The sequence below is a fragment of the Brevibacillus sp. SKDU10 genome (assembly GCF_001645205.1).
GTDB classification, from domain to species: Bacteria; Bacillota; Bacilli; order Brevibacillales; family Brevibacillaceae; genus Brevibacillus_B; species Brevibacillus_B halotolerans.
In genome coordinates, this window is sequence record NZ_LSSO01000196.1 from 1 (window position 1) to 10,352 (window position 10,352).

Consider the following 10,352-nt stretch of genomic DNA (forward strand, 5'->3'; position numbering starts at 1 on the left):
AGCTTATTTGGTACAGAAATTGGCCCGACAGGTCTTTGAAACAAATAATGTAGACAACTGTTCACGTTATTGCCAATCTCCAGCTACAGACGGGCTATTGTCAACTGTTGGTTATGGCGGTGCATCCAGGTGGAATTAGTGATATTGCTGCCGCCGGGGTAGTCATTATCATTGGAGCGAATCCAACAGAGGGTCATCCAGTTTTGGCGACACGGGTGAAGCGTGCAAAGAAATTACATGGTCAAAAACTAATTGTTTCAGATTTGCGCAAGCATGAAATGGCAGAACGTTCGGATTTTTATTTACATCCGAATCAAGGGACAGATTTTGTCTGGTTAACAGCGGTAGCCAAATATATCATTGATCAGGGCTGGCATGATGCTGACTTCTTAGCAAAACGCGTCAATTTCCTAGAAGAGTATAAGGAAGCCTTCCAAAACTATACACTCGAATATGCTGAAAAAGTGACGGGAATTTCTCAAGAGCAACTAAAAGAAACAGCAAGAATGATTTGTGAGGCAGATGGTACATGCGTACTGTGGGGGATGGGAGTTACCCAAAACGTAGCAGGTTCTCATACATCCGCAGCAATTGCCAACCTTTTATTAATCACAGGAAATTTTGGCCGGCATGGTGCAGGTGCGTACCCACTGCGCGGACATAATAACGTTCAAGGAGCTTGTGATATGGGCTCATTACCAAATTGGCTACCGGGTTATCAGTCCATCTCTGATGATGAGGCACGTCAAAAATTTGAAAAGGCGTATGATGTCAAAATTTCTAATAAGCCGGGTTATACGAACATTCAGATGTTAGAGGCAGTAGAAGAAGGCACATTAAAAGCAATGTATCTGATTGGGGAGGATATGGCTTGGGTTGATTCCAATTCGAATCATGTACAAGAGACCTTAAGTAAGCTTGATTTCTTTGTCGTACAGGATATTTTCTTTACAAGAACGGCACAATTTGCAGATGTCATTTTGCCAGCAGCACCTTCTTTAGAAAAGGACGGTACATTTACCAATACCGAAAGAAGGATTCAACGGCTCTATCAAGCATTGCCTACATGGGAGGATTCCAAACCAGATTGGTGGATCATTACACAGCTTGCAAACCACCTTGGCGCTAATTGGGGATATACTCACCCCGGTGATATTATGGACGAAATTGCCAGCCTAAGTCCGCTTTTCTCAGGGGTCAGCTATGAAAGATTGGCAAATTGGAACAGTCTGATCTGGCCTGTATTGCCTGATGGAACAGATGAACCGTTACTCTATATCAATCGATTTAATTTCCCAGATGGTAAGGCCCGCCTGTCCTTAGTAGAATATGTGCCACCTATTTCTTATTCAGCGGAATTTGATCTAGTGGTGAATAACGGGCGTTTATTAGAGCACTTCCATGAAGGGAACATGACAAATAAGTCAAAAGGCATTCAATATAAAGTGCCAGAAGTATTTGTGGAGGTGTCACCTGAGCTTGCTTGTGAACGCGGGATCAAGGACGGCTCCTTAGTGCGTCTAGTATCACCATATGGAGCTATCAAATTGCGAGCAGTTGTAACAAATCGTGTACAAGGAAAAGAGCTGTATGTCCCAATGAATTCCGTCAGCAGCGACAATGCTATTAATATCCTAACAGGTAATATAGGGGATATTCGTACGCAAACACCAGCTTATAAACAAACCAAGGTACGTTTGGAAGTACTTGAACATAGCGGCCAAAATCCATTGCCAAAAAATAATCCACGCAATGCCAAACGAAACCCACAGCTAGGTGTTCAGGTAGACCGCAAATGGGCACGGGCTGATTATGAGTCTATCGCCGATGTGAATGTAGCAGGAGGGAAGCAATAATGGCTAGACCTATTACAAAAATAGCGAAACCAACCATCACAAATGAGGAGCACCAGCAGTTACAACTTACTCAATTAAAAGAAGAGATCGCCATGCATGCACAAAGTATTCGTCAATCCGTGAAACTATTGGATGAGCTGCACCAAGCGGGTGTCCTAGAAACTGTGCAATCTATGGTTCAAAGCAAGGAAAAGATGGCTGGCATTGCTGTTAAGCAGTTGGTAAAGCCAAATGTAACGAAATCGATTAATAACGTCATGGCAGTAACAGAAGCGTTAGGCCAAATAGAGCCAGAGATGACCAAGAAGTTGGTCTCAAGTCTTACACATGGTCTACAAAAAGCAGAAGAAGCCAGTGCTAAAGAGAATAAAATAGGTATGTTTGATCTATTCAAAGCACTACAAGATCCTGATATCAATCGTGCGATTTCTTTTGGCATACATATGCTAAAAGGGATAGGAGAAAATCTCAGAGAGCAAGAGAAACAGAAATAAAGATAGGGAAATAATTGGAAGGGAAAGTAAAAGAGGCGGAATCCAACCGCCTTTTTTTACTTTCAGCCTAACAGGAAATAAGAAAGGAAGAAAAAGGGATTTGCCTGCAATTATCAATAGTAGAACGGAAAAACGTTGGTTCAGTGAATCCGCTAAAATTGACAAATATCCACCTGAGAAAAACAAACATACGTTCCACAAGTAAGTGAAAGCCCTTACAAAAACTTATTTTTATTAAAAAAGGCCTCTTTTTTTTATGAAGAATGTGTAAGTGTTTTTGTGTTACGGTTAAAAAAGGCTTACTAACAAGGTTTTTTGCTAAATGAAAGAAAATTCACAAGAGTTATATTATAAAAATTACGGATGACAAAACAAAACTGCTGTGGTACGTTAGCAGTAATCCATACCTGGCGGAATAGTGTTCACCTGACGTGTACACTTCAACACCAAGAAACATAAGGAAGTGAAATGATGAAGAAATTAGGTCTTTTACCCAAAATCATTCTAGGTATCATTTTAGGGGTAATGATTGGCTCTACCTCGCCTGAATGGATCATCAAAGGATTTGCAACATTTAGCGGTATTTTTAGTAACTTTCTTAACTTTATTATTCCATTGATTATTATTGGATTTATTGCTCCTGGTATTGGGGAGCTTGGAAAGGGTGCTGGAAAGCTCTTAGGATTAACGACAGCAATCGCATATGGTTCTACGATTGTAGCAGGCTTGGCCGCCTATTTTGTAAGCACCAACTTTTTCCCGCATATTTTAGAGGTGGGGACGTTAACTAGTGCTTTCAAAAATCCAGAGGAAGCGTTAACTCAAGCTTATTTTACGATTGAAATCCCGCCAATCATGGGTGTTATGAGCGCGCTTGTTCTTGCTTTTACCTTGGGATTGGGGTCTGCTTCCCTCAAGGGAGATTCTCTTCTAAATGTAATGGTTGATCTTAGAACCATTGTTGAAAAAGTAATCTCATCTGTAATCGTACCTTTATTGCCTGTGCATATCATGTGTGTGTTTACCAATCTCACATATGCTGGACAAGTACAACTGATTATCTCTGTATTCTTTAAAGTCTTTATCATTATTATTGCATTGCATATTTTGTATCTTTTCGTACAGTATTTTATCGCTGGACAATTGGGACGTAAAAGCTATATTTCTTTAATGAAGAATATGTTTCCTGTATACATGACAGCGATTGGAACACAATCATCAGCGGCTACAATACCTGTAACCTTACGTCAAGTGAAGAAAAATAGAGTAAGCGATCAGATTGCAGATTTTGTAGTTCCCCTATGTGCAACGATTCATCTATCCGGAAGTACGATTACGCTGGTTAGCTGTTCCATGGCTGTAATGATGCTGAATGGAATGCCTACTACTTTCGGTACGATGTTTCCATTTATCCTCATGCTGGGCATTACCATGGTGGCTGCCCCAGGAGTACCAGGTGGAGCCGTAATGTCAGCAATTGGTTTATTGCAATTAATGCTTGGATTTAGTCCATCACTGACATCATTAATGATTGCCCTTTATATTGCACAAGATAGTTTTGGTACAGCGTGTAACGTAACAGGAGATGGAGCCATTGCAATTATCGTGGATCGCATTAAAGGTAAAGGAAAGGCACATCAGCCAGTAGAACAGATGGAACCCATCGCATAAAAAACAAAGGACTCTATCCTTTATTTGGGTAGAGTCCTTTTTGCTTTGAAAATTGCTCATACTCTTATTGGGAAGACTAGAAAAAAGGAATTGATACATAAAAGTTTGCTAGATGTTTTCTTTTCATAAAAGGTAATTCAATTTATACTTCATAGGGAAAGCAATCATGTAAGGAGTGGATTTCATGCAGGATATCTATCGCGCACTCGTGCTGGATGTTGTAAATGGTCAATCCAACATGCAGATACAAGAACGGTCTATAGCTGATTTACCAGAGGGAGAAGTGACGATTCGTGTTGCCTATTCCAGTGTTAATTTCAAGGATGGCATGGCGACACTTCCGAATCGTATCATTCGCAAATATCCAATGGTTCCAGGAATTGATTTGGCGGGCATAGTAATAGCCTCGACGGATGAACGATATCAAGTAGGTGATCAGGTAATCGCTACAAGCTACGAAATAGGTGTATCTCATCCAGGGGGATTTAGTGAGATAGCTAGGGTTCCAGCTAAATGGGTTGTGCCCCTACCCGATGGCTTAACAATGAAGGAAGCAATGATTTTGGGGACAGCGGGCTTTACAGCGGCCTTATCTATTATTCGATTAGAGGAGAATGGTTTGTCGAAAGAGCAGGGACCTGTTCTGGTGACTGGTTCTACAGGTGGTGTAGGCAGCGTTGCAGTTGATATTTTAGCGAAAAATGGTTATGAAGTGACGGCTAGTACAGGAAAAGAAAGTGAGCATGCCTATCTCAAAGAACTAGGCGCCACTAATATTTTACACCGTAATGAGGTTGTTGCTGTGGACGACAAGCCAATGCGCCAGCAGCTTTGGGCTGGTGCAGTAGACCCTGTTGGGGGGAAAACATTAGAGTATCTCCTTTCTACCATGAAGTACGGGGGTTCTGTTGCTCTAAGTGGCTTGACGGGTGGAGCAGATGTGTCTACAAGTGTATATCCCTTCATTTTACGTGGAGTGAATCTACTTGGAATCGATTCCGTCTATTGCCCGATGAATCGACGCAAAATGGCATGGGAACGTCTAGCATCCGATATGAAACCAAAGCATTTGACAGATCAAATGGTTAAGGAAATTACCTTGGAGGAATTGCCTAAGACGCTTTCTCAAATATTAGAGGGGCAGATACGTGGACGGACGATAGTGAAATTGTAGTAAAACCTTACGTGCATATTATAGGAAAATTAAGCTAGGTGTTATATGAGAGTGTAAGGTTCCTGCATTTTGTCAAAAAAACAAACAAGCAAGGCTGGCAATTCCAACAGTCTTGCTTGTATTGCATTTTTCATATGAATGTATCAGGTTTCAAATAAGCTTCCTTCTAAAGCCTTGATATAGCGTTTTGCAGACTTTTGTACGGATTCATTAGCATTCTCGGCAACGATTCCATGAAACGCGTTATATAAACGATTAAATGGTAAACCCTGTACTTTATCGGCTATTTCTCTTACTTTTTTAGCTGGTAATGGAATTAAATTCGGATAGCTATACATAAAGCTCACCCAAGAATTGTCTGCTACTACTTGAATGATGTCTCCTGTTAAAAGAACACCTTTTCCGTTATTCCCATCCTTCCAGTGTAAGACAGACCCGCCTTTAAAATGTCCCCCTAAGCGATAAATAGTCAATTGATCCGTTACGTCATGAGATTCTCCTGACCAATACACGATATGTTCACTAGGACGAGTGATCCATTCTCTATCATCTGCATGAACATAGACGGGTACGTTAAAGACTTCAGCCCATTCTACCTGAGTAGAGTAATAATGTGGATGGGAAAGAGCAATTGCTTGAATACCGCCTAGACTCTGTATTTGCTCAATGGTTGATTGATCCAAATAGGTAATACAATCCCATAAAAGCTGAAAACCATTACTTTGCAAAAGATACGCATTCTGTCCTATAGCAAACTTTGGCTTTGTCGTAATACTGAATAATCCGTCTTCTTTTTTTGCAATTTCATTCGTGTAGTCTGCATTTTGCTGTAGCTCCCCGAGAGTTGTCCATGTCTGCCCAAGAGGATTCACAAATTGTCTTTCCTCCTTACAAATCAGGCAAAAAGGCGGGGCTTCCTTGCTTTTAGAATATTGAACTCCGCAGGTAGTGCAGATGAAATGTTGCATATGTATCCTCCTAAATAAATGCGAGTATTTTCAGTATTTTCAGTGTGTTCTATACTTAGTATACATGAAACTAAACAAGTGAGACTTATTTTTTGAGCTGAAGTCCTTCATAATAAAACCTACCTTTCACAAAGTTGTTGAAAAATCATAAAAGTAAGTTTATTTCGTTGCGTTACGGGACTTTTATTTTTAAATATAATTTGGGCTTATAAATTTTGTTAGCAGAGACTTTCGCGACAATCGAGGAGCATAAGAGATTGAAAGATTGAAGACGGAAAGACTGGGAGCCCTTCAACCACAGTTTTTTCACCTTAGTGAAATTAATGAATAGGAACTATTAGTAGACTAGTAAAAAGGGAGGAAGGGCAATGCTACATAGAATCTTTGCTGGGGTCGTTACCGCAATGCTTTTTTGTTTAGTTCTTGCAGTATCAGAATATACTCCAACGATAGCACGCGAGCCAAATACCTATTATTTTCCTTTTATAACTCTAGTGATCATCTATCTAGTGTATTCCATTCCGATATTTTTGCTTATTGGAATTCCATGCACGATCTTAATCGATCTTATTACAAATAGAATGGGAATATCGAACAAAAGTAGGCTGTATTTTGTACATCTTGGATTATATTTCTTAGCAGGTATTACCATAGCTTTGGTTTTCTTCGGATTAACTAAAGGAGATATTCTACAAAAAATATTGAGCTTTAAAGCTTATATTATTTATATAGTTGGATCGTTACTTTTTTATCATATCTCTCTTGTCACGACGATTATTTTTAAAAAATAACTAAGGAATAATAAAATTTATTTTTTTTAGATGCAATGCAAAGATGTCCCAACAGCTTCATGGAGATTAGAAACGATGAGGATTTTTGGTGGATGTCTGTAGAAGATGTTGTTAATGTAGAAGGTCTTAAACAGTACATCTTGCATTGAAGAAATCTGATAAAAAAGCTAAATTTTTTAGAGAAATGCCAATTTATAAGATAAGGTACTGTTTGTACAAGAAAATTCCTCAGGCGTTGAATACCTTGATAGTAAAAGGGAGGTGTAAATAGTGAAAGAACTGCACGATATAAAAAGAATATGGGATGAAGTTGCAAATACCGATCTTGAAGAGTTTACTAGGAAAAATCCAATATACATGAAGAGTTCAAATGGTATATCCTCTTCATCGTCTACATTTTGTTGGACATTTATACGTGGAAAAACAGGAGCCACGGGACCCACTGGAGCAACTGGAACAACGGGGGCACCGGGCTCTACCGGAGCAACTGGAACAACAGGGGCAACGGGACCTACCGGAGCAACTGGGACAAAGGGGGTAACAGGCTCTACCGGAGAAACAGGAGCAACAGGGGAAACGGGACCTACTGGAGAAACAGGAGCAACAGGGGCAACTGGCTCTACTGGTGACACAGGAGCAACAGGGGCAACGGGTTCTACTGGTGACGTAGGAGCCACAGGAGACAAAGGTCCAACACAATCAGGAATTTTTAGTCCTACTGGACCAACGGGAGAAACAGGCCCAACAGGCCCAACGGGAGAGACAGGAGCGACAGGACCAACAGGGCCAACGGGAGCGACAGGCCCAACAGGCCCAACAGGGGCGAGAGGAATTACCGGACCAATGGGGCAAACAGGAGCAACAGGTCCAACAGGAGCAATAGGTCCAAATCTAAACGTCAATACTATGACTGCCACTTTAACACCCCCTACTAGTCCCTTTGTTATTGTTGTACCACCAGAAGGGATAAATCTCCCTCTGCCTGACAATCAAATATTGGATAGTTTCACAGTTGAAGACGAGAACAGAGTTTTCATCGTTCCAGAAGATGGACGTTATACACTCAGATATAGCATCACCTCAATCGATTCTTTTACTCTTATTACCAGATTAGTAAGGAATAACACAGTTGAAATTAATACTTCTAAAAGTGGAGGGAAACAGACAAATACGTTTGGTGCTGAAACTCAGGAAAACTTAATCAAAGGAGATAAAATTACCCTTCAGTTAATCGGTGATAATGTCGCTGTTAGTTTTTTAGGAAACGGTATAGAAGGGGCTTTTCTAACCATTCAACGGCTAGAATGATAAGAAAATTTCAAAAAATAAATTAGCATTTCGAATTCACTAAAAAACCGCTAATGAATAGTATGAACGTTTCCGTTATAAGCTTGTCAGGGAAACGAAACATGTACCTATCTTTTTACAAATTCATAAAGAAAAATACAGGTGAGATAAAATGAGGAAAGTCGTTTCCTAAGAAATAAGGAAACGATTTTTCTTTTGCATCTTTATATCGAATCTCATTTACATTCAAATACTCGTCAAAGGATTCGACAAGGGCATCCATGCATGAAAGAAACCGACTTTTAAAAGCAGGTGATAAGAATAAAAAACAGTACATACGTTCTTGTCTTGTGGTACAATAAAATTAGATAAAATTCAGAAATTAAAGGCGGGGGTTGCTTTGGAAAATATAATTACTGTTACATTAGAGCTTTTTGAAGAAAAATATGTAAATGAACTAGAGGCTTTTGATCTCCCTGAGGAGCAACTTCAATTTTCTGAACTTCCAAAAGAAATTTTAAATACAACAGATGGGGAGTATGGCATTGTCATAGCTAACAATGGATAAGCAGTTGGGTTCTTTGAAAAACTGGTCCAGTTGGTAAGCAAATCCTGATGAGTTTATCTATCAAATAATTTTGCAGGAAGGTTAAATCAAGGAGAAACAATGATTAGACTTTATCCTGTATTTTCGTAAAATTTGGTATTATATTAATTGTTAGGGTTAGGTAGGATGAGGAATTAAAAACTTAATGCTTCATAATCTAGGCATCAGCTTCTTAGGACGTGTTGAAGGAAATGGTTTTTAAGCTATGAGTTCGAATAAAGCTTTAAGGCTATGGAAAATCAAGTACTGCCTCTCCCGGCTTACGTTGCGGCGCTACATGGCGGTGGTCGGATTACAATTTTGCCATATAAAAAGTAACAGTGTAGAAAGGAAGAAATGAAAAAATGAAGAAAATCGTTTTCCCGCTATTTGTAACAAGTTTACTTTTCTCATCACCCGTATGGGCTTCTGAAGATAAACATAAGATGTATGTTACATATGAAAACCAGAGAGTAGTAGATGTAAAGCAGATCAATCCTGCGTTTTTATCAACTGCAAAAAATGAAGTGAATCGATTGTTGAAAAATGGAAAACAATTTAAACTAGAGAAAATAAAAAAATTTGAATTAGTAAAAGGATTGGATAGGAGAGTAATTTTATCTTTTGATTGGTCAATTGAAGGTGGAAGTGCTACTGTCGAAATAGAAGAAAAAACAGGTCGAATATTCAATGCGAAAATATTTCTTCCATTCAATGATTTACGTAGCGACCAGATCCAAATTGTTCAATCCTATGTAAAACAAATTAATGAGAACGCAATGAAATTTAATAGAGTGAACATTACCAACGATAATAGAGAAGATACTAAAGAGCATACAGCAAGTTTCTTTACACTTAACTACAACGGTAACCCCAACTTCATAGAAATCGATTTATCTACAGGAAAAATGAAGGAGTACCATATTCGCATGGATGCAAAGTATGCAGATCAGAAGCATGCGAATATTGCTAAGAAAGCATTAGGTTCTGTCGGGATAATTTCTCAGTTACGAGAAGCTGTACGTTCAAACGAAACGTTGCGAGGGGATGGAAGTAGTTACAAAACAGATGTTTGGAGATTTGAAACTGTAGATGGTGATAGTATCACTATGGGAGCAAAGACAGGTCGGGTTTATAGTTTGCACGTAACCTCCAGAGATTTTCATTTACCAGATAAAGAAATATCGAGTTCTGAAGTAACGAGAAAAGCTAAAATAATTTTGGAGAAGGTTTTTGGAATGGATGGCAATGACTTCAAGTCAGCATACAGAGAAAATAAACATAGGTATAGTTCTTACATTATGGAGAAAAAGGATGGAACCGTAGCTGTTATAGATATTACGAAAAAAGGGGAAATTGATTTCATTAAGATAAAGACTCCATACTTAAATCAAGACTAAAAAGAGTATTCTTGAGATGGACCCAAGGGTCTATAGATGACAGTCTATTTGCTAAGTCGATACTTTTAAAATGAGATAGAGCTTTTATTTATGCACAAAATACCCTCTAGGAAGCCCTAGAGGGT

8 protein-coding genes and 1 pseudogene are annotated in these 10,352 nt (G+C 39.2%); 8 read left to right on the forward strand and 1 reads right to left on the reverse strand.

Annotation, left to right across the window (positions count from 1 at the left end):
- From fdhF to AYJ08_RS19870, 4 genes and pseudogenes are all read left to right on the forward strand, one after another.
- Window positions 1–1,856 (forward strand): annotated as a pseudogene (gene fdhF / locus AYJ08_RS19855) (formate dehydrogenase subunit alpha); the annotation flags it as partial.
- Window positions 1,856–2,350 (forward strand): helical membrane plugin domain-containing protein, encoded by a 495-nt coding sequence (locus AYJ08_RS19860; protein ID WP_064019146.1) that lies wholly within the window; start codon window positions 1,856–1,858, stop codon window positions 2,348–2,350. The pseudogene fdhF and the gene AYJ08_RS19860, both read left to right, overlap by 1 nt.
- A gap of 471 nt (window positions 2,351–2,821) precedes the next feature.
- Window positions 2,822–4,021, forward strand: coding sequence for a dicarboxylate/amino acid:cation symporter (locus AYJ08_RS19865; protein WP_064019147.1), 1,200 nt, complete (start codon window positions 2,822–2,824; stop codon window positions 4,019–4,021).
- A gap of 184 nt (window positions 4,022–4,205) precedes the next feature.
- The gene (locus AYJ08_RS19870; RefSeq protein ID WP_064019148.1) at window positions 4,206–5,195 is read left to right on the forward strand and encodes an acrylyl-CoA reductase family protein; all 990 of its coding nucleotides are present in this window, start codon (window positions 4,206–4,208) and stop codon (window positions 5,193–5,195) included.
- 143 nt (window positions 5,196–5,338) lie between these two features.
- Here the strand turns inward: AYJ08_RS19870 and AYJ08_RS19875 are convergent, their stop codons facing one another.
- Complete coding sequence (locus AYJ08_RS19875) at window positions 5,339–6,163, reverse strand: MBL fold metallo-hydrolase (protein WP_064019149.1); 825 nt, start codon at window positions 6,161–6,163, stop codon at window positions 5,339–5,341.
- A 368-nt stretch (window positions 6,164–6,531) separates the two neighbouring features.
- On the opposite strand from AYJ08_RS19875, the gene AYJ08_RS19880 reads away from it, so the two are divergent.
- From AYJ08_RS19880 to AYJ08_RS19895, 4 genes are all read left to right on the forward strand, one after another.
- Window positions 6,532–6,954, forward strand: coding sequence for a hypothetical protein (locus AYJ08_RS19880; RefSeq protein WP_064019150.1), 423 nt, complete (start codon window positions 6,532–6,534; stop codon window positions 6,952–6,954).
- A 270-nt stretch (window positions 6,955–7,224) separates the two neighbouring features.
- Complete coding sequence (locus AYJ08_RS19885; RefSeq protein WP_064019151.1) at window positions 7,225–8,262, forward strand: BclA C-terminal domain-containing protein; 1,038 nt, start codon at window positions 7,225–7,227, stop codon at window positions 8,260–8,262.
- Between the two features lie 379 nt (window positions 8,263–8,641).
- Complete coding sequence (locus AYJ08_RS19890) at window positions 8,642–8,809, forward strand: hypothetical protein (protein ID WP_157452898.1); 168 nt, start codon at window positions 8,642–8,644, stop codon at window positions 8,807–8,809.
- A 383-nt stretch (window positions 8,810–9,192) separates the two neighbouring features.
- Window positions 9,193–10,227 carry a hypothetical protein gene (locus AYJ08_RS19895; protein WP_064019153.1) on the forward strand — a complete coding sequence of 345 codons (1,035 nt, stop codon included), beginning with the start codon at window positions 9,193–9,195 and terminating at the stop codon, window positions 10,225–10,227.
- The last annotated feature ends 125 nt before the right edge of the window (window positions 10,228–10,352 follow it).

Bases quoted from the DNA above. Each gene is read 5' to 3' on its own strand.
- AYJ08_RS19880 (WP_064019150.1), top strand. From the start codon at position 6,532: ATGCTACATAGAATCTTTGCTGGGGTCGTTACCGCAATGCTTTTTTGT.
- AYJ08_RS19865 (WP_064019147.1), top strand. From the start codon at position 2,822: ATGAAGAAATTAGGTCTTTTACCCAAAATCATTCTAGGTATCATTTTA.
- AYJ08_RS19875 (WP_064019149.1), bottom strand. From the start codon at position 6,163: ATGCAACATTTCATCTGCACTACCTGCGGAGTTCAATATTCTAAAAGC.
- AYJ08_RS19860 (WP_064019146.1), top strand. From the start codon at position 1,856: ATGGCTAGACCTATTACAAAAATAGCGAAACCAACCATCACAAATGAG.
- AYJ08_RS19870 (WP_064019148.1), top strand. From the start codon at position 4,206: ATGCAGGATATCTATCGCGCACTCGTGCTGGATGTTGTAAATGGTCAA.
- AYJ08_RS19895 (WP_064019153.1), top strand. From the start codon at position 9,193: ATGAAGAAAATCGTTTTCCCGCTATTTGTAACAAGTTTACTTTTCTCA.